This is a genomic window from Lentimicrobium sp. S6 (genome assembly GCF_013166635.1).
Lineage (GTDB): Bacteria > Bacteroidota > Bacteroidia > Bacteroidales > UBA12170 > UBA12170.
Genome location: NZ_JABKBZ010000006.1, coordinates 90722 through 112563 on the forward strand (window position 1 = coordinate 90722; position 21842 = coordinate 112563).

16 protein-coding genes are annotated in these 21842 nt (G+C 36.1%); 9 read left to right on the forward strand and 7 right to left on the reverse strand.

Translation table 11 applies throughout. The annotated features are described in order from the left end of the window. Positions 1-23 precede the first annotated feature (23 nt). Genes deoC through HNS40_RS04110 form a run of 3 tightly spaced genes read left to right on the forward strand, consistent with a single transcriptional unit; the run spans position 24 to position 2087 of the window. Positions 24-860 (forward strand): deoxyribose-phosphate aldolase, encoded by an 837-nt coding sequence (gene deoC, locus HNS40_RS04100; protein WP_172277959.1) that lies wholly within the window; start codon positions 24-26, stop codon positions 858-860. A gap of 8 nt (positions 861-868) precedes the next feature. Further along, the gene (locus HNS40_RS04105; protein ID WP_172277961.1) at positions 869-1678 is read left to right on the forward strand and encodes a T9SS type A sorting domain-containing protein; all 810 of its coding nucleotides are present in this window, start codon (positions 869-871) and stop codon (positions 1676-1678) included. Positions 1679-1682: 4 nt separating this feature from the next. After that, positions 1683-2087, forward strand: coding sequence for a hypothetical protein (locus tag HNS40_RS04110; RefSeq protein ID WP_172277963.1), 405 nt, complete (start codon positions 1683-1685; stop codon positions 2085-2087). A gap of 70 nt (positions 2088-2157) precedes the next feature. Here the strand turns inward: HNS40_RS04110 and HNS40_RS04115 are convergent, their stop codons facing one another. The 4 genes from HNS40_RS04115 to HNS40_RS04130 are packed head-to-tail and all read right to left on the reverse strand — an operon-like array spanning position 2158 to position 8599. Continuing rightward, a complete protein-coding gene (locus HNS40_RS04115; protein ID WP_172277965.1) occupies positions 2158-3576 on the reverse strand; it encodes an efflux transporter outer membrane subunit in 1419 nt (472 codons plus the stop codon). A gap of 19 nt (positions 3577-3595) precedes the next feature. Continuing rightward, on the reverse strand, positions 3596-6766 hold the full coding sequence (locus HNS40_RS04120) for an efflux RND transporter permease subunit (RefSeq protein WP_172277967.1): 3171 nt from the start codon (positions 6764-6766) through the stop codon (positions 3596-3598). A 12-nt stretch (positions 6767-6778) separates the two neighbouring features. Beyond that, a complete protein-coding gene (locus HNS40_RS04125) occupies positions 6779-7939 on the reverse strand; it encodes an efflux RND transporter periplasmic adaptor subunit (RefSeq protein ID WP_172277969.1) in 1161 nt (386 codons plus the stop codon). 18 nt (positions 7940-7957) lie between these two features. After that, complete coding sequence (locus HNS40_RS04130) at positions 7958-8599, reverse strand: potassium channel family protein (protein WP_172277971.1); 642 nt, start codon at positions 8597-8599, stop codon at positions 7958-7960. A gap of 222 nt (positions 8600-8821) precedes the next feature. Here HNS40_RS04130 and HNS40_RS04135 point away from each other — a divergent pair, with 222 nt between their 5' ends. From HNS40_RS04135 to HNS40_RS04145, 3 genes are all read left to right on the forward strand, one after another. Next, positions 8822-9037, forward strand: a complete 216-nt coding sequence (locus HNS40_RS04135) for a hypothetical protein (RefSeq protein ID WP_172277973.1) — start codon at positions 8822-8824, stop codon at positions 9035-9037. 118 nt (positions 9038-9155) lie between these two features. Further along, positions 9156-9830, forward strand: coding sequence for a cell division ATP-binding protein FtsE (locus HNS40_RS04140; protein WP_172277975.1), 675 nt, complete (start codon positions 9156-9158; stop codon positions 9828-9830). Positions 9831-10095: 265 nt separating this feature from the next. Then, positions 10096-11364 (forward strand): DUF2851 family protein, encoded by a 1269-nt coding sequence (locus tag HNS40_RS04145; protein ID WP_172277977.1) that lies wholly within the window; start codon positions 10096-10098, stop codon positions 11362-11364. A 51-nt stretch (positions 11365-11415) separates the two neighbouring features. Here HNS40_RS04145 and HNS40_RS04150 read toward each other — a convergent pair whose 3' ends face one another. Next, the gene (locus HNS40_RS04150; protein ID WP_172277979.1) at positions 11416-13905 is read right to left on the reverse strand and encodes an Ig-like domain-containing protein; all 2490 of its coding nucleotides are present in this window, start codon (positions 13903-13905) and stop codon (positions 11416-11418) included. Between the two features lie 252 nt (positions 13906-14157). Then, positions 14158-16218: an HD family phosphohydrolase gene (locus HNS40_RS04155; protein ID WP_172277981.1), complete on the reverse strand. Its 2061-nt coding sequence runs from the start codon at positions 16216-16218 to the stop codon at positions 14158-14160. 149 nt (positions 16219-16367) lie between these two features. Between HNS40_RS04155 and HNS40_RS04160 the strand changes: the two genes are divergently transcribed. The 3 genes from HNS40_RS04160 (at position 16368) to HNS40_RS04170 (ending at position 18698) form a co-directional block, all read left to right on the forward strand. Further along, positions 16368-17126 (forward strand): C40 family peptidase, encoded by a 759-nt coding sequence (locus HNS40_RS04160; protein ID WP_172277983.1) that lies wholly within the window; start codon positions 16368-16370, stop codon positions 17124-17126. Positions 17127-17288: 162 nt separating this feature from the next. Beyond that, complete coding sequence (locus tag HNS40_RS04165; RefSeq protein ID WP_172277985.1) at positions 17289-18401, forward strand: DNA replication/repair protein RecF; 1113 nt, start codon at positions 17289-17291, stop codon at positions 18399-18401. A 3-nt stretch (positions 18402-18404) separates the two neighbouring features. After that, a complete protein-coding gene (locus HNS40_RS04170) occupies positions 18405-18698 on the forward strand; it encodes a DUF721 domain-containing protein (protein ID WP_172277987.1) in 294 nt (97 codons plus the stop codon). 64 nt (positions 18699-18762) lie between these two features. Here the strand turns inward: HNS40_RS04170 and HNS40_RS04175 are convergent, their stop codons facing one another. Further along, positions 18763-21699 carry a GEVED domain-containing protein gene (locus HNS40_RS04175; protein WP_172277989.1) on the reverse strand — a complete coding sequence of 979 codons (2937 nt, stop codon included), beginning with the start codon at positions 21697-21699 and terminating at the stop codon, positions 18763-18765. Between the last annotated feature and the right edge of the window lie 143 nt (positions 21700-21842).

The window sequence follows — 21842 nt, forward strand, 5'->3', positions numbered from 1 at the left end:
ATTTTTGCAAAAAAAAGAAACACATGTTCAATACCTATTCATATACTTCAGAAGAAATTCAAGAAAGAATTCAGAACATCTTGAATAAAGGAAAACAAGATTTTGATCAACAAAAAGCCTATCGTCAGATATTATCATTTATCGACCTAACTACCTTAGAAGGCGCCGACACCAACGAAAAGGCGGCCAATTTAGCCAAACAGGCATGCAATTATGCCAATGCGGAAATGAACATTCCCAATGTGGCTGCAGTTTGTGTATATCCTACTTTAGTGAAAGTGGTAAAAGAGAACCTTACAGATAAAAATATTGGCGTAGCAAGTGTGGCAGGTGCTTTTCCCGCCGGCATGTCTCCAATCGAAATAAAAGTAGCCGAGGTTAAATATGCCGTTACAGAAGGTGCTGACGATATTGACATGGTGCTTTCAAGAGGTAAATTCTTAGAAGGAAAGCTGGAGGAGGTCCAAAAAGAAGTAAAGTCTATTAAAGAAGCTTGTGGTGCTGCCCATTTAAAAGTAATTCTCGAAACAGGCGAGTTAAAGTCCGTTGAGAATATTAGAAAAGCGAGCGAATTGAGTATTTTAGGTGGTGGTGACTTCATTAAAACCTCCACAGGAAAAATACCAGTAGCTGCCACTTTAGAAGCTATGTTGGTAATGCTCGACACTATAAAAGAGTATTATGAAAAAACTGGCAAGAAAATTGGGATAAAACCTGCTGGTGGTATTTCAGAACCAGAAGTGGCTATCGACTATTACGTATTAGTGAAAGAAATACTTGGAGAAGACTGGTTAAACAATCATTTATTCAGAATCGGAGCTTCTCGTTTAGCCAATAAAGTATTTGATTTAATCAAGTAAGATAACAAATGAAGAATCTTCAAAACTATATCATCCTCTTTTTGGTTTTTAGCTTTTCTCAGCTAAATGCTCAATCTGGCTTAAGTGAAGCTGAAGATTTTTCGGTGAAAGATGTAACGGGAGAAATGCATTTTCTAAGTTCCTATTTGGAACAAGGGAAAATTGTAGTTCTTCCATTTTTCACCACCACCTGCGGCTCATGCAATATTTATACTCCTGAAATAGTATTATCTCACCAAGATTTCGGTTGTAATCAAGGCGATGTTTTTTTCCTTGGAATCAACTGGGGAGCAAATAATATTGGTGTCACTGATTTTATTTCAGCTCATGCCGTTGGATACCCTTGTGCAAGTGGAACTCAGGGGACAGGGAATGAAGTAAATGAGCTTTATGAGATAGCTTCTCATATTACTTGTTTAGTGATTATGCCCGATGGAGAAATTGCAGGTCAATTTTACGGTCCCAATGCTTTTCCAACTCGCGATTCTCTCAATTCACTTTTACTTAGCTTAGGAGCTGAATTGTATGACTGCAGTGTTGGAACATCAGAATTAAACAACCAAAGAAACAGGATAGAAATAAGCCCAAATCCTGTGAATCAGCATACAAATCTATATTTAGAGGTAGAATTCTCAGGGTCTTTCAAAATAGAATTACTCAATATTAGTGGCCAAATTTTAAATTCCTTCCCCATATATCTTGATTCGCATCAACAAATCATTAAATTAAACCTTGAAGCCTATTCGGAAGGCTTATATTTCATTCAGATAAGGCATAAAAGCCAAATCATTGCTTCCGAAAAGCTTGTAAAAATTTAAATACATGAAAAAAGGGATTATCATTTTAAGCCTTTTAATATCTGCGATCTGGATTTTCCAATCATGCACCAAAGAAAATGATCTTTTTGGCGACGGAGATGTGAGAGAAGAATATGTTGGAGATTGGACAGCAAACGATCAATGTTCCAAGCAAACTTATGGAGTGAATATTGTACTTGACGAATTCAATTCTACCCAAGTCATCATTTCAAATTTCGCCAATTTAGGATACTCAGCAGAAGCAGTTATAGCTGGAAACTCTATCTATGTTGAAAGCCAAGATATTGGAGGCGGATATTCTGTGAGTGGAAATGGAAAACTTACAGGCTCAATCATCACTTGGACTTCTTATAGATTTGAATCTGAAGGTAACAGTGCTGATTGCATCTGTACATACACAGAAAACTAAAAGAAAAAAGATTTTAATCATAAAAAAACCGACATAAAAATGTCGGTTTTTTTTAACCTAAGTCTTATTACTATTTTGCTTGTTCAGCTTGATAAGCCTGTTCTTCTTCACTATTTAACCAACCTCCACCAAGTGATTTATACAGCGCAACATAAGAATTTAAAAGCTCTTGATTAATCTCAGTTAATTTAAGTTCTGCTTCAAAAGCAGATCTTTCATTCTCTAAAACTTCCAAATAACTCGTCACACCTTTGTCATAACGAAGTGCACTCAATTTAGCAGCGTTAGCAGTAGCTTTAAAATGAATTTCCCTAGCTTCCAATTCATCAGTATAGCTTGAAATATTAATTAATGCGTCCTCTACTTCTTTAAAAGCGTACAATACTACATTTTCGTAGTTGAGTATCATTTCTTCAGCTTTATATCTCTCTACCTCTACTCTCCTTTTATTTTTTCCAAAATTAAAAAGAGGACTCAAAAGGCTGGCTCCTGCTGACCAGGCCATTCCTCCGGTAGTGAGAGATGCTAAGTCGTTACTAGCTGCGCCAAATAAACCAGTAATGCTAATACTTGGAAAGCGAGCAGCAATAGCTGCACCAATTTGAGCATTTTGTGATTTAAATTGAGCCTCAGCTTGTGCAATATCAGGGCGTCTTCTTAGCAGTTCTGAAGGCAACCCTGTTGGTATTTCAATAGGTAAAGCCTGATCTTCTAAATTAGTATACTGAACTAATAATCGTGGATTTTCACCAGCCAAAACACTTAATGCGTACTGAGTTTGAATAACTGCTCTTTCGTAGGAAGGAACCGCTGCAGAGGCCACAGCCCATTGAGCTTCAGCTTGGTTCACATCGATTTCAGGAACAATTCCCTCATCAAACCTCATTTGAATTATATCTAAGGAATTCTTTCTGAGTTCAACGGTAATCTTAGAAATTTCGAGGCGTTTTCTATAATCCAATAGCTCAAAATACAAAGTACTTAGATCAGAGATTAAAGAAATCTGCATACTTCTCATTCCATATTCAGAGGCTAACAGATCTGCCTGAGCAGCTTCGCTTAACCGCCTATACTTCCCCCAGAAATCGAGTTCCCAAGAAAGCGAAGGTGTCACATAAAACGAATTATCGGCAGCTGACATTTTATTGCCAGCTCCTAAGAAATTTCCTCTGGAAGCACCTGCCGAAATATCGAAAACAGGAAGCATATCGGCTTTTGTCATGCCATAATATGCTCTTGCTTGTTCAATTCTCTTTGCTGCCATTAAGACATCCTTATTATAAATTAAGGAATGTACGACAAGAGTATCGAGAACAGGATCGTCGAAAATCTCCCACCATTTTAAATTAATAGAATCAGTGGTGATATTTGCTCCCAAGTAGGCTTGTGGTGATTCCACCTCTATCTTTTGAAATTTTGGTCCCATCATACAAGAGCTTAAAAAAGCTGTAAGGACACCAAAAACTATGATATATTTTAATATTTTCATTTGTCTTATTTTAAATCTACTATTCAGCTTTTATTGCTTCTTGCTCTAATGCTAATTTTCTATCACGTTGTTTTTCGTAACCAAACAACTTACCAATAGCTACAAAAAGCATTGGATACATAAACACTCCTAGAAGTGTTGCTAATCCCATACCTCCTAACAGAGCCATTCCCATCACTTTTCTAGATTCAGCACCAGAACCTGTTGCTACAACCAATGGAAATACACCTAAAATAAAACTAAAGGCAGTCATCAAAATTGGTCGGAAACGAGAACGAGCCGCACTTAAAGCCGCTTCAACTAGAGAAATACCCTTATCAAACTCGTCCTTTGCAAACTCCACAATCAAAATGGCATTTTTAGCTGCCATACCTATAAGCATCACAAATGACACTTGCGCAAAAATATTATTCTCAAAAGTTTCACTCCCCAAACGAGCCACCCAAAGTGCAAATAAGGCACCAAAAATGGCAAATGGAGTTCCTAGCAAAATACTTAATGGCAATGACCAACTTTCGTATTGAGCTGATAATATAAGGAATACAAATATTAAAGAAAAGGTTAAGATAATACCTAAGGAACCTGAAGCTTTCTTTTCTTGATAAGACATCGCGTTCCATGCGTAACTCATGTCACTTGGTAATACATCGGCTGCGACTTCCTCAAGAGCTGACATTGTTTGTGCAGAGGTAAATCCTGTAGCTGGAGATCCTGTAACCTCAACAGCTCTAAATAAGTTAAATCGATTGGTATATTCAGGTCCAGCAATAGGTTTAATGGTAACAATCGTAGCTAATGGCACCATTTCTCCTATATTATTTCTGATAAAGAAATTACTGATGTCAGATTCTTTGTTTCTATACTGGGGTTCTGCTTGAATATAGGTTTTATATAAACGACCAAAACGAGTAAAGTCATTTACATAAGCACCACCCATAAAAGCACCAACCGTTTGGTATAAATCGCTTAAGCTGATTCCCATTTTCAATGCCTTTTCCTTGTCAACATCCATATAACGCTGCGGAACAGTCGCCTGAAAGGTAGAAAAAGCACTTCCTACTTCAGGTCTAGCATTGGCTTCTTTGATAAACTTCATCATATTCTCAGATAAGTATTGAGGGGTATTTCCTCCCTTATCTTGCAACATGATACTAAATCCAGAACCACTGCCTAAACCAGGAATAGCTGGAGGACCAAAAGCAAAAGCCTGAGCCTCTTTTATACCTACATGTAATTCACCATTTATTTCACGAATTAAATCTTTGGCTGTTTTCTCTCTGGTACTCCAATCTTTCAAACTGGCAAAAAGGAAACCAGTATTAGAAGACATCGCACCACTTAACAGGGAGAATCCCGTAGCTGTAGATATATACTCAACCTCTGGGTGCTTCATTAATATCTGCTCAATTTTCTTGGCTACCACATCGGTTCTTTGTAATGAAGAAGCATCTGGTAATTGGATATTCACGAAGAAATATCCCATGTCTTCTTCAGGAATAAATCCACCAGGAACTAGTTTTCCGAAGAAACCAGCAGCCACAGAAATTAATAAAATAAATATAGCCGAACGCTTCAATTTACGAGTTACAACTGAAGTAAAGCTCATATATGCATCTGTTGTCTTGTTCATTCCGTTATTAAACTTAGCAAAGAACCATCCCAAAGGACCTTTATAAGGCTTGGGCTCTTTCAACAATAGAGAACATAAAGCCGGACTAAGTGTAAGTGCGTTCACAGAAGAAACGAGAACAGAAACCACAATAGTAATAGCAAACTGCTGATAAAGCAAACCGGTAATACCTGCCATCCCTGCTACCGGAATAAAAACTGCGACCAATACTAAGGTTGTTGCAATAACAGGAGCAGTTACTTTACGCATGGCATCTAAAGTGGCTTCTTTGGCTTTCATGCCTTTGCTAATATTAACCTGAACAGCCTCTACTACGACAATAGCATCATCCACTACAATACCAATGGCTAATACCAGTCCTAATAGTGAAAGTACATTAATAGTGAAACCTAATAATGGGAAGAATATAAATGCGCCTACCAAAGAAACTGGTATAGCAAGAGTTGGAATTAAGGTTGCTCGCCAGTCCTGTATAAAGATGAATACCACTAAAATTACTAAAATTAAAGCAATGATTAGTGTAACTATAATATCTTTAATACCAGCCGTAATTGGTGCCGTAGAATCTAAAGACACATCATATTTTACAGACTCTGGAAAGTTCGTCTTAAGAAGATCCATTTCTGCAATTACATTTTGTGCTAACTCAACTGCATTGGAACCCGGAGCTTGATACAAAGCAATGATAGAACAGGTTTCGCCATTTAATCTAGTAAAAGCATTATAAGTTTCCACTCCTAAATCTATGGAGGCTACATCTCTCAATTTCACTTGAGAACCATCGGATTGGGTTCTAACTACAATTTCTCCAAAAGCTTCCGGTGAATTAAACCGCTCTGGCAGTCTTACAGTGTAGGTAAACTCTGTTCCTGCAGGAGCAGGTTCGGCGCCAAACTTACCACCAGGAACTACCACGTTTTGTTCGTTTATGGCATTAAGAATCTCGGGAACAGTTAAGCCCATCTGGGTCAATCTATCAGGTTTAATCCAAATTCTCATGGAATAATCTGAGGCTCCAAGAACATTAACACGCCCGACTCCTTTGATTCTGGCCAACTGATCTTTAATATTTATTAAAGCATAATTACCAAGGAAATCCTGATCATATCTACCATCAGAAGTCAAGGTTACCAGCATTAAAATATTCGGAAGTGATTTTTCAGTGGTTACACCGTATTTCTTAACTGCTTCGGGTAATTTTGCCGTAGCAGCAGAAACACGGTTCTGAGCCAATACGGTGTTCATATCAGGATCAGTCCCCACATCAAATGAAATATCTATCGACATGCTACCATCATTGGCATTTGTAGATTTCATGTAAATCATATTGTCAACACCATTAATCGACTGCTCTAGTGGCGTAGCCATTGATTCTTCAACGTTGAGCGCATTGGCTCCTGTGTATGTTCCTCTCACCTGAACAATAGGTGGAGTTAGATTAGGGTATTGCTCAATTGGCAATCCTAAAAGCATCACGGCACCCACAATCACAATCACAATAGCAATTACCATTGCAACAATAGGCCGGTGCACAAAAAAATTTCCTTTATCTTCTGCCATCTTTTCTCAATTTTATTGTTTAAGGGCCTTGGATTTATAAGTGACCTCTTTGGCAATAACTTTCATTCCATTTCCTACTTTTTGAACACCATCAAAAACCACTTTATCGGTAGACTTTAAGCCCTTTGATACTACCCAGTAATCTTTATACTTAGGTCCCATTTCTACTTGAACAGTCTGAACATGACTGCTATCATCAACAATAAAAACTGAATACTGACCTTGTAATTCAATCACACAAGATTGAGGCACTAGCAAAGCATCCTTTATATCATTTAAATGAGCTCTAACTTTAGCATACTGACCTGGACGTAAGAGACCCTCTGGATTTGGGAAACGCGCCTGAACCAATATGGAACCTGTGCTTGGATTTACTTCTCTATCAATAAATACCACATCACCATGATGCTCAAATATGCTACCATCCGACAATGCCAATTCTAAATATTTATCATCATCAGCTGTTGGACTTTTCGATTTCTCGAGATATCCTTTAAATGCACGGGCCAACATCAAATACTGAGCCTCAGGCAAAAAGAATTCTACATTAACAGAACTCACATCGGAAACAGTATTTAAAATAACAGGATTTGGATCTTGCCCAACAAACTCACCAACTTTGGCGTTGGTTTTACCAATAATTCCATCAATTGGTGAATAGATTTCGGTATAGCCTAATTCAATTTGAGCAATTTCATAATTTGCTTGGGCTGCTGCAACTTGCGCTACACTTGCATCATACTGAGCAACAGCATTATCAAGATCCGACTGACTAACAGCATTTGCTGCAGCAAGAGGTTTATATCTGTTTAAATCATTTTCCGCTTTCACCAAACCGGTTTTTGCTCCAGCTACATCACTCAATTGGCCTGCTACATCAGCTTTATAAGACTGAGCATCAATTGAATAAAGATGATCGCCTTTTTTCACTACTGTTCCTTCTTTAAAATGAATGCCCTCTAGAAACCCTTGAACTCGAGCTCGAATAGGAATATCGTATAAACCATAGGTTTGTCCAATAAACTCATGAGTGATGGGAACATCCTTTTGTAAAACTTGAACCACAGTAACCTGGGTTGGTGGTAGTTGTTTTTTCTGCTCTGTGCAGGAGCTAAAAATAAAAACGGACACTAAAAGCAGAATTAGCGCTCGCAGTAAATTGATGGTTTTCATATTAATTAGTTTTGTTTATTATCTATTTAAAAATTTTCCGATAATGAATGCCATAATAATGGTTAAATATAATTGACCCGATAATCCAAATAAGATACTTGTCATTTTTGCCAAATCACTAACTGGTGAAATATCCCCATAACCAATAGTAGTAAGGGTTATGAAGCTATAATACACAAAATCTGCAATATCTGGACTTGTAATTCCGATACTATCATGATCAAATGTCCAAATTAATGAATTTGTTAAAGTAAACATAACTCCCAACAAAAGGTAAGCGCTAATTGCTTCTAAAATAACCTTAGTATTTACCTCTTTGCTTTGTACAATCTGCTGAATCAGCAAAACAATGGTAGTAAAAAAGACAGAAAGACTTAACACAAACGAAACCAAACTCAAATAACTTCGAGGACTAAAATACATTACCCAAATGAAAATGATACTGATGGCTACTAGAATAAATAAGTACTTTAATTTCTTCTGCTTTTTTCTTTCTATTACCGACAAAATAGATATGGTCATAATACTATAGGCAAGCGGACCAACAAAATCAAAAATAGTGACTCTATCAATTAAAGGGAATACAAAAACAAATAATAATATGCCCGAAAACAGATATATCTGACTTGGTATTTTTTTTAAGATGTGGAATAATTGCATTAAGAAAAAAATTTGATCAAATATAGTAATTATTCGGAATGGTTCTTAATTGATTTAGCCATTTAACTTTAGATTTAAATAACAAAGCTTCTGTCATGATTATCGTACTGTCTATCTTAAACACTCCTTACGTAAATCCCTGAATTAATAGGTCCTATAATGAAATGCTCCATTTTGAACATTCCGAAAGTTTATTTTTGTGCATACAATATTGAGAAAAATATGTCGAATAGTTTGTTTTGCAGTTTAAAATATCAAGAATCTAAATACTCTAAAAATAAAAACAAGGGTATAAAACCATTTGCAGAAGAGATTTCTGGTGAAGAAAATGCAGATAATGTCTTCAAAAAACCTGACATCATTCAAAGCCATAAAAATACAGCAAGTAAATTCAAAAGATTTAAGATTTGGATTAAGAGTTTGAAGCATGGAGCTTGAAGTTATCCAAACTTATCTTTATGCTAAAAGAATATAATAATGGCTCCACTTTGTAATTTGTGAACCCATTTTTTATTTGGCTCATGAAAATACATTATTTTAGCGGCAAAATAATAGCATGAAGCAAAAAACCGTCATTCGATTAGAAGGAGTAGATATTTATCAGGGTGACAGCTTGGTAATGAAGAATGTGAACTACGAACTTAAAACTGGAGAATTCAATTATTTAATTGGCGAAACGGGGAGTGGAAAAAGTAGTTTATTACGTGCGCTTTATGCAGATGTTCCAATTCTAAAAGGGAAAGCTAGTGTTACAGATGTGGATCTTCCTCAAATAAAAGACAAAGAAATTCCATTTTTAAGAAGAAAATTGGGGATTGTATTCCAAGACTTCCAGCTGTTATTTGACAGAAATGTAGAGGAAAACCTGATTTTTGTCATGAAGGCCACAGGTTGGAAAGACAAAGATCATATGAAAGACAAGGTAGCGGAGCTTTTGAGCAAAACAGGTTTGAAAAACAAAGGAAAGAATATGCCCTATCAGCTTTCAGGTGGAGAGCAACAACGCTTAAGTATTGCTCGTGCCTTAGTTAATGATCCACTACTTATACTTGCAGATGAGCCCACTGGAAACCTAGATCCTATCTCCTCTCAGGAAATTATGGACTTACTTTTCCAAATCAGTAGGGAAGATAGAGCGGTTCTTATGGCTACACATGACTACTCCCTATTTGGTAAATATGACTCCACTAAATACCAATGCGCCGAAGGTGAGCTTATTAAGGTAGACTGATAGATTTAGGATTGTAGATTAACGAATCTTGAATTATGATTTATGATTTATGATAGGTTTTTTTGATTTAAGATTTATGATAGGGTCTACTGGTTTATCATTTAAGGTTCAAGAGTTATATTAGGTGATTAAGAATTCTAATGCTGAATATGGTCAACCTCTTTTCTTATTATTTTATCAAAAAAAGCCTCTAATATTCGTTTTCAACTCTTAAAATCAAATAAAAATATTTCGTACCTTGGTCATCCCTAAACTTAAACGTGTCATGACCGAAGCCTTTTTTTACTATTTATGGAGGTATCAACTATTCCATACTCCTTTATTTACAACCGATGGAGAAGATATAAATATCATAAAACCTGGTATTCTAAATACTGACTCTGGCCCTGATTTTTTTAATGCAAAAATCCATATTGGAGAAACTACTTGGGTTGGAAATGTAGAAATTCATGTCCGATCTTCCGATTGGAACAGACACCAACATCAAAAAGACCCAGCATATAACAACACCATCCTTCATGTGGTTTATGAGTGTGATAAGATAGTAAAAACCCAAGATGAACAGCAATTAAAATGTTTGGAACTTAAAGGTAAATTTGATTCATATTCATTAGAAAAGTATGAATACCTACTTCATAATAAAAACTGGATTCCATGCGCTCAACAATTGGAAGGTATTAACGATTTTGAATGGAGCAACTGGCTGGAACGCTTGGCGATAGAACGATTAGAAAACAAATCAGCATCGGTTTCAGAATTATTAGAAAGCGCCTTAATGGATTGGGAAATGGCCTTTTTCATTAGCATTTCGGGATATTTTGGACAAAAGATAAATCAACTTCCTTTTCAAATATTAGCACGTTCTACTCAACCAAATATTCTGGCAAAACATAAAGATCAACTATTTCAAATTGAAGCCCTATTGTTTGGGCAAGCAGGATTATTGGAGGAGGTCAAAGAAGGTGAATATCACCAAAAGTTAAAACAAGAATACGCGTTTTTAAGCAAGAAGTACAAGTTGGTCCCCATGCCAAAGCACTTGTGGAAATATATGAGGTTGCGACCAGCAGCCTTTCCAGATATTAGAATTGCACAATTAGCCTTTTTAATGAGCCGAAGTGACTTTTTATTTAGTAAAATATTGGAAACTTCGGAACTCAAGCAACTCCACCAATTATTTGAATCTCATGCTTCAGCCTTTTGGGATACCCACTATAGATTTGATGTCCCATCCTCCTCAAGAATTAAAAAGCTGGGAGCTGCAAGTAGGATGGGCCTAATGATAAATGCTGTAATTCCATTTCTATTTGTTTATGGAAGAAACAAAGGCGAAAGCAAATATGAAGATAGAGCCATAGGGTTTTTAAGTGAAATTATTGCAGAAAAGAACCAAATCACAAAGAAATTTGCTGAGCTTGGAAAAAAGCCAAAGAACGCATTGGAATCACAAGCCATGATACAGCTTAAAACCCATTATTGCGATTTTAAGAAATGTCTAGATTGTAAAGTTGGAATGCTGATTCTGAAAAACTAAAAAGGCACCCTCCATCAGAAGAATGCCTTTACTTTCTGTTATCTATGAATTTTAATCGCCAATTCCAAATTTATAAATAATAGGACCTTGACCAATTACAACTCCAAGTTCATTTCCGATAAAGCTTACCTTTTCCATTCCATAAATGCTTTCTACTCCAAAAACAGGATCCCAAGAATGACCTCCATCAAGAGTTTGATAAAGCTTAGGCATTTTATTGCTAGTCAACTTATTTATGGTTGCATAACCCTCATTTGCATCTACAAAATGTACCGAATGGAAACCATCGATATCATCAAATTCTAATACTTCCCAAGATTGCCCAGCATTTTCTGTAATTAGAACTAAAGCTGCTCCATTTTCATTCTGTCCCACAATCCACCATTGGTCTTCATTTAATATAGCGGCATCCTCTAAAATATCCTGAAGAGTCACTCCTCCAAATTCATGATCGATCCAACTTAGTCCACCATCATTAGAGGTTAAATAATAACTCTTATCTGCTACATTTTCATCTTGTATACCGTAAACTATAGCTGTATTTCCTCTGGTATAAATTTGAGGAGGGTAACCATATTCATTAGGATGTGGAATTCCATAATCACTTATGGGCTCATGACTTGCCGAGTTGGCACGATATATTTCAAATTGATAGGGTATACCAGTGTCTTTTCCAACAGCTATTATTTCTCCATCCAAATTAGTTCCAATTCCAAATATATCTTTCCATTGAAAGGTAGGCTGGGTATAGAATTCATTTCCATATTCCAACTCTTCAAAACCTAAACCATTATCCGCAGTATGATATACTTTTTGGTTAGAGGTTAGATAAAATCCTTGACCACTGCTATTAAACATATTCATTTTTTCGATGCCCAAATTACTCGCTGTAATTACTTGCCAAGTATCACCGCCATCCACAGTCTTTAAAAGCTTACCGGCACCTGGTTCTGATGTAGTCATCCAAGCATCATTTGACCCAAAGAAAACAAAATCAGTACACCGTGTGTTATCACCAATTCCCAAATCATTTAAATCAATCTCGCTCCAAAATACCTGCTGCAGACTAATCATTGCATCATCCTCAGATATTTTCACGCCTCCAAGCATTTCTTTTACTTTTATTTCATAAGCCCCAGCTTCCAATCCTTCTGTCTCCCATAAATACTCAAACGGGGCATCATCATCTTGAAAAACCACATCATCATTGATATTAAACACCACTTGATCGGGCACAGAACCTGTATAGCTTGCCGTTAGCATGATATTATTTCCTAAAGCATAATTACTACCATTAATTGGATTATCTAAATAAATAGCATTCCCAAATGGTTCATTATCATAATGTAATAAGGTATCTCTAAAAAGATCAATAAGAAAAGCTTTATCCTCCCTAAACCCCAATACATCTATTAATACACCAACCTCAGCCCTGGAACCAACTATAAAATCCAAATCCCAATACCCATGCACTCCTTCAAGATGAGAGGACAATTGCCCAAAAGCTGTAACATTAGCAAATGGTCCAGCTACACCGTAAAGCAATAATGATATCTCTGGACCTATATCAGCAGTATAATTAACATCCATACTCATATTAGGCGCTGAGAAGTCAGTTGTATAGGTATAATTCGAAATTTCTCTCCAATCATCTTCCAAAGTATATCTCACCCCTAACTCAGCATGAAAATCTTCGCTAGCCCCTGCTGTAAATTCAGCAGTTACACTGCCATCTAATTCCAAAAACAATTCAATGCGAGGATAAAAGACAACAGGAACAGGACCTACCATAAAAGTCCATGGTGTGAAATAAAAACTAGCAAGGGAATACCTTTTCTTATCAATTTCCATAATTCCTGTGGCTTGAGTTTGAATAGAGGCTGCTTGGTCAATAATAACTCCACTTTCAAATAATTTAACCACTGGATGGCCCAGTGACCAGTCCAATTCCCATACCCATTCCCAATCGAAATTAAAGAAGAATTCCATATCTAAAGAAGTATGTCCTTCCATTACAAATTCACCATTGCTTCCACTAATGGATTTTCTGTAATCAAATGAAAAAACTGAAAAATTTGGGTCCTTATGCTCAGACCAGTTAACACCTTCAGCAAAGACTACTTTTTGAATATGACTCCTATTCAATTGACCTGTACTAAACCTGATGCTGGCTTCTTCTGCAATATCAGTTAATACGGCTTGCTCAGTTTGAATAGTTAACTCTCCATCTTTACTATTGATGCTTTTTACTTTTCTTAGATAACCATATGGAGCCATCTCAGAAGCACTATCTACTAAAATACTTCCCACTTCCAGTGTTTTTGTTATTTCAGATTCTCCTTTAAATACAAAAGTAAAATCGCTGGTATCAATCTCAGAAATGATAGCACGTGTGTTTTCATCCATAACATTTGGTGCAACAAACGGAGATTCTCCCTGTGGAATTTCCACTTCAGGTTTTACTTGTTCTTCTTCTTTCTTACAGGAAATAACACCAAAAAGCATCTGGGTAATCAATAATAATAGAATCCATTTTTTCATGACAATCATTTTATTTGTTTTCAGGTCACAAATAAACTCTCAATTACTTCAATGGCCAAAATAAACAGGTAGATTTAAGGTAGACCATAGGTAGAAAAACAAAGAAATTATTACTTCTATACCTATAGACATCAATATGTTAAAAAGAAAAACAAGGTGGCCTTAGAAAACAGAAGCGAGAAGAAGGTTTCTGGCTAACAGTATCACTTACTTACCAAAATAAAACATAAGGAAATGATGATAAAAAAGAATCTAATCTGGGTATTCAATACGAATATGATAGATGGTAAGTAACATTTTCTTGAAAATTTTCTTGATTTGATTGATTTCTTTTAAGGTGATGTCAGCATTATCAAATTGGCCTGATTGCATTTGTCCGGTGATAATTTGATCAACTAGATTACTCAAGATATTCTCATCTGGCTTAGGAATACTCCTACTTGCCGCTTCTATACTATCAGCCATCATCAAAACTGCTGTTTCTTTACTGAATGGAATAGGGCCAGGATAAGTATAAATACTCTCGTCTACTTCTTCCACTCCCTCCTCTTTCACTGCCATTCTATAAAAATACTCTGCCTTTCTATTTCCATGATGCGTTCTTATAAAATCTATAATCATTTCAGGAAGGCGATGCTTTTTTGCCAGCTTAACCCCATATTTCACATGACTAATAATAATTTCTGCAGACTCCTCATAGCTCAACTCGTCGTGAGGATTTACTTGAGTGGTTTGGTTTTCGATAAAATACATGGGATTATACATTTTCCCAATATCATGATAAAGAGCTCCAGCCCTTACTAATAGTGCATTCCCTCCTACTTCTATTAAAGCAGCCTCACAAAGGTTTCCTACCTGAAGACTGTGCTGAAAAGTACCTGGTGCTTTATGAGCCAAATCTCGAAGCAACTTATTATTAGTGTCAGATAACTCCAATAAGGTAAGTGCCGTAATTTGCCCAAACAGTTTTTCAAATAAATAGATAATGGGATAACTAAATAAGGACAAAGCTGCACTAATGGCTAAAAGGTAAAAAGTATCAATTTCAATGTGATTTAAACTCCCATCTCTTACCAAGAGCAAGGCCACATATATAAAAGAATAGGAGAGGAAAATCCATAAGCTTGTTAGATAAAACTGTCGCCGTTTATTTAATCGATGAATAGAAACTATGGTGATAATACCTGTAATTAATTGAAGGAAAATAAAATTATATCCATCTGGGATGAAAGATGAAATAATGATTACTGTGAGCAGATATACAAACATAGCTGTTCTCACATCGAAAAAACTTCTAATAATAATAGCCAATAGTGGGAGTGGCAACAGAAGTATATAATCGGGGTAATTTTGTATGAGAAGGCTTTCTGGAATCACAAAAAGCATCATACTCACCAAAATCAAGAGTATTTGGCTCGAATGACGTAAAATAGAAGGTCTGAATAAGTTTAAGTAGATGGCCAATGATAAAAACACAATGATGATAAGAATCCCCAAACCAATAGTGGTCCATATATACTCTTTAGATCCTCCCACTTGTTTCACAAACTCGGCTCTTAGGGACTCCAGAATCTGATACTTTTCCGTAGTCACCAACTCCCCTTCTGCAATTATTAATTCTCCTTTTTGTATCAAACCATAGGATAATGATAAGTTGGATAATAAGGCCTCTTCCTCTTTGGTGGTCATTAATTCATCATAGGAAACATTTTGGAATAAATGAGCCGCAATAATTTCTTTGGCAATGGTTTGATCTATATTCCCTCCATTTATTAATTCCTGCTCCAGCATATACTGAGCAGTGGAGAGTGTATAAATCGAACTCAAAGGAATAACTGTAGCTTGATTTCCTTTTAAAAGACTCACATGACCATTGGAGTTCCTATTAATAACCGAACTTCTTACCCCTTTTTGTACAAGCAAAGAAAATTTCTGATGGATAAATTCCCAGGTTCTTTTCTTCTTGGCTAGTTTTTCGGCAGCGCCATAATGCTCTGCCCATTTCATTTCAAATTCCTTTTGTATTATTGGCTTTAGAGAGTCTCCAATCTTTTCATCATATCTGTAATAGGGGATTACCTCCATCAGTAGCAATTCCTTTTCTTTTTCAACTTCTTGAGGCGTTTTCAATACCGCAAAATCAAAAGGAGCTATCAAGCTTTGAGAAGTCCAAGGGTATCCCTGACTATAATCATAACTAAAGCGGGCTGTTTTTGGAAAGAAATAAACCATGATTATCATGGCTGCCAAAAACAAAATTACTTTATAGATAATTGTATATCTGTATCTTAGAAAATATATTAATTTCTTCATTCTCCTTTTCAAATAACTTATTTGTGCAAAGTAAAGATAATAATTTCACTAAACAGATGCTAGGCAATAAAACTTGGAAACTTATGCTTAAAAAAAGAATGCCGAAGGTCGAAAAATGTATATTTTTGTATTCCAATAAATACAAACTTATGAGCTTTGGTTTTTGCCACCTTTCGATAGTTCCCATGAGGAAAGATCCATCAGATACCAGTGAAATGATTTCCCAATTATTATTTGGCGATGTTTTTGAAGTCCTTGAAAAAACGACCAAAAATTGGATTCTTATTCGCAATTCATACGATAATTACGAAGGATATATAGATCCTAAACAGCAATTAGAAATGAATAGCGAAGATTTTTTAGCTTCTCAAGAAAACAATTTTGTAAACAAAGAGATTACAAACATCACTAGTCCCTTTGGCCAACAGATTATTCCTCCAGCTTGTAGCTTTTCTGGAAAAGAAATGAAGCTTAATACAATGGTTTTTGAAGCCCCCGAAGATATAGTAGAGATTACAAAACCCAATTCTGAAGAAATCTTAAAGCTGGCCATGACTTATTTGAATGCTCCATATTTATGGGGCGGAAAAACGCCATTCGGAATTGATTGCTCAGGTTTAACACAAATGGTTTACAAAATGGCGGGGATTAAACTCTTTAGAGATGCCGCTCAACAAGCCACCCAAGGAGAAGTACTCAATTTTTTAGAGGAGGCTAAAATTGGAGATTTGGCTTTCTTCGATAATGAGGAGGGTAATATTATTCATGTGGGTATTATTATTTCGCCAAACGAGATTATTCATGCGAGTGGACAAGTAAGAATAGATACCCTTGATCATCAAGGTATATTTAATAAGGACATTGGGGAGTATTCACATCAATTGCGCTTGGTAAAAAGCTTTTTATAGATTCCTCTTCTACCCTGCTGGATTATACTTTATTCAAATTAGCAATAGTGAAGGTCTTCAAGAAACTCATAAATTGATTATCAGCTAATTCTGATTTCATTTTTTTATTGCTTGAGGCTGCTATTTTTCCATATCTTTGAATGGTAAAGAAGAAACCTAACCATGCACCTTAAACAACTGAAATTCACAAACTTCAAAAACTATACGGAGGGAGATATCTCCTTTTCTCCTAAGATAAATTGCTTTATTGGGAATAATGGCGTGGGCAAAACCAATATTTTGGATGCTATCTATTATTTATCATTTTGCAAGAGCTATTTTAATCCTATAGATTCTCAAAACATACGTCATACTCAGGATTTCTTTGCCATACATGGATATTATGAACAGCAAAATGGCTCTAACGATAAGGTACAATGCGTACTTAAACCCAATAAGAAAAAGCAGTTCAAACTCAATGACAAAGAATATGATCGCTTGGCCGACCATATCGGACTCTTACCACTCGTCATGATCTCACCTTACGATAGAGACCTCATCAACAACCATAGCGATGTGAGAAGAAAGTATTTAGATGGTGTGATATCACAATTTAACGGACTCTACCTCACCAACCTCCTCAATTATAATAAGGCCTTACAACAAAGAAATGCATTGCTCAAAAGCTTTGCCGAGAACAGAAGTTTTGATGCCGATCTATTAGAAATGTGGGATCATAAATTAAACGATTTGGGGAGTCAAATTTTTGAAGTCAGAGCTCAATTTATTGAAGATTTTCGCCCTATATTTCAGAAATATTTTAGTTTTATAAGCGATGGAAAGGAAGAGGTGGGCATTAAATATAATTCACAGCTTCATCAAAATGAACTCTCCCTCTTACTCAAAGAAAATTTGAGAAAAGACCAAGCCATTCGATATACATCTGTTGGAATTCATAAAGATGATTTAGAATTTACCATTTCCTCCTACCCTATTAAAAAATATGGTTCACAAGGCCAACAAAAGTCATATGTGATAGCCATCAAATTGGCTCAGTTTGAATATATGCGCCAAATTAAAAAGCAAAAACCCATTCTTTTACTCGATGATATCTTCGATAAATTAGACAGCCAAAGAGTAGAGCAAATCATTAAATTAGTTAATGAGGAAGAGTTTGGGCAAGTATTTATTACTGATACCCAGAAAGAAAGAATCGAGCATATTTTCGAACATAATTCTATGGATCATAAAATCTTTAGTATCGAAAATCAAGTTATTAGCCCTTTAAATTCATAAGATATGTTTAGTGGAAGAAAAGAAATGAGTATCGGAGATGTTTTAAAAAAAGTACTCCAAGAAAATGATTTAGAGGAGGGTGTTGACGAAACCAGACTCCTTCAAGAGTGGGAAAACATCATGGGAAAGCATATCTGCAACCATACTATAAGTAAACGAGTTTCTCAGTCGATTCTCTACGTTCATTTAGATTCTGCAGCGTTACGCCACGAGCTAAGCTATCGCCGCGACGAGTTAAAGAAAGCCCTCAATTATGCCGTTGGAAAAGAAGTGATTAAAGATATTGTTTTTGCATAAAAAGCTCTGAAAACAAAAAAAGCGGAACTATTGGTTCCGCTTTTTTTGTTTCATGGTATTGGGTTTATTTTACCAAAATCTTTCTCACCTTACCATATTCATCAGTTCCAAATCTAATGATATATAATCCAGGCTTTGCATAAGACATATCAATATCGTAAGTATAGCGATCGTTAGTCTTAATGACTCTATTATGCAATAAACATTGACCCATAGTATTATGAACATCGATTCTCAACGGCTCAGTAGTTTCAGCAGAGTTCATAGAAACTCTAAACTGATTATTACCCATATTGGCCACAATCATCTCCGCTTCTTGAAGAGGCATGGATTCAATTCCAACATAAGACAAAACATTAACCATATAATCTTCAGTTTCACCACCTTCAGGAATATCATTACAAGCTTGGTCATCACCAATGGGAACAATCCAACTTAACTTAACTCTCATTAAATGCTCACCTAAGTTAGCATTTTGTGGAATAATTAATTCTTCAGTTTGTGTATAGTCACCAGAACCTTGTCCATCTGCCATTTCAAAAGCAGCAACTACTTCATCAGCATCATAAACAAAATCATCATTAAAATCTATCCAAACTTTTACGAACTGATCTCCATAAGAGGCAGACATAATGAGTTCATGACTTGTGTTTCTTACCAAATCAGTCATTTGATTTACAAAGTCACCATATCCATTCTCAGAGCAACCACTTTCGTTATCAATGGTTCCCAATTGAATTCTAGCAATTTCATGATCATTGGCACAATTGGCCATTGGAATACAATTACTATTCACAACTAATTTATGTGTAGTATCATTATTCATATCTGTATCACCACTTAATGAGGTATAAGCTTTCATATAATGCATCCCTAAATCTGATAAATCAGCAGGGGAGGTAAAAGTATAATCTAGGGTTTCACCAAAAGCCAAAGGACCACTAACCACTTCCGATACTACCATACCATCGGCATCATAAGACACATCAAAATCACTTTGTTCTTCAGTACCAAAGTTTTTAATAGAGATACTTACTTGTTCGTCTGAGCTTAAGTTCTCACCAGTCATTGGTGTATTTATCATTGTAACTCCTAAATCGGTAGGACCATAATGCGTTACCTCTTTAATTACAGCATCATTACTAGGATCCTCATCGTCTGCTAGGCTTGTAAAAGCCATGATTTCATAGGTTTGACCAATTGTACTCATATCTGTTGTTTGAGCAAAAGTAAAACTCTCGTATCCCTGAGGCGCAATAGTAGCAGTAAATATTTCTGTTATAATATCGCCACCATCTATTTGATAATTCACTTCAAAATTCGCTTGCTCTGCCTCTCCTGCATTAAAAACAGTTATGGTAATCAACTCAGAATCTGTTAACAAACCATCCTCAGGTTGATCGACTGAAGCCACTCCTATATCATTCTGAAAATCAGGGGCGATTTTGAAAGCTCCTACCACATCTTTTCTACCACCATTAAAATACTCTGCAATATGCCAGAAAGTCTTATCATCACTAGGATCTAAAGTTAAGTGTACATAATCCGCTAATCTATTGGAAGGATTATTTGCTGTACTTTGTGCAATTAAGCTTTCATCAATGGTCATTTGTCCAACTGGATCAGAAGCATAACGTCCTGTAAAATAAATGGCAATCTTTTCAGTAGAACTCACTGTTGTATATCCCATTCCAATATTACCTTGACCATCCATAGCCATACTCCCCGAGAAAGCATCTTTATTATTATTAGGACTTACGAAAGTACCTTCTTGATAAATCTCCCATGGTTCTCCATCAGCAGTTTGGCGCATCTCGTACCAACGAATACCAGCTTTTTCTCCTGAGGATTCGACATCTACAACAAAATTAAAGATAGCTGAATTGTGGTCAGCGAATCTACGGTATTGTGCTTGGTTCATTACTGTTGCCTGCAATACATCTTGTTGTGGCCCTGATGGTTGTGGTCTATTTGAGAATGACCCGCCATCAAAAACAGATACAAATGGAGTTGTTGGAATTTGAACGGCGGTAGAGATTTCACTATTTGAAATATCTTCCCAATCGGCTGTAACACTCCATATTTTTAAATGATCTTCAGAAACTCCAGACCAAGCATCATCTTGCATATATACCACATAAGCAGGTTCTCCAACTGGAGGTAAATTGCCATCGGTGGTATTGAAAAACTGTGGACTATAGAATCCATTTTTTGCAAGACCTGGCATTGGAAGTAATACGAACTGCGCATCATCACCAACTAGCATCTTATCTCTTTCCATAATGAAGATTCTATTGGAACTATTGATATTGGCAGTGATATAGTAACCATCAGACCAAATAGAGAACTTAGGGTAATCTGGGAATGCTCCTGTTCCTAATCCTGAAGTATAAACATGCCAGTCGTCATTTACAGGATCTGGTCCTTGACAAATAGCAATATTTAAACCATTAGGGCTGTGATCAAATTCTGTGATTACAAACCTATCAGCTTCTACATCGTATAAAACAATAGGGTCTCCGGCATTATTCCCTGGAAATAGTGTAGATAAACTCATTGCAGAAGTCAATGGATTTCCTTCCTTATCAAAAACTCTAAATCCAGTATTCCAAGCACCAACAAAGTGGTTTGGACCTACTGCTCCAGTTGGATCCGAAGGAGTATATGGAGAAGTATTGGCATCGAAAACCAATAAAGCTTCTCTACCTTGTTTCTTAACCGCTCTTTCCTGATTAGCAACTAATGCATCACCATTAACTGGTAATCCTTTTCCTGGTACCACATTATTTACTCCTCTTCTCTTAGGATGCCCTGGTAATGGGTCCATATTAGGATCCGCTAATTGAATGGTTCCATTTGCAATTTGTTTTGCAATACTTGGAACTACTGTTGGCGTTGGTAGCATTCCAAATTCGGTAGCTTTTACTGATTGCTTTTCTTGTGCAAAGCCTGATATAGCTATTGCCAAAATAAACAACATCATTGATGATAAGTGTTTCATATTTTGTTTTTTATTATTCTTCTTATTTGACGTAAACGATTTCATTTCCTTGCAAAAGACAAGGATGTCAAAAACTAAGTTGTCTACCATTTAAAAAAGTATTTGATTCAAATCTGCCGACTCTATAGCTACGACCCTGTTTT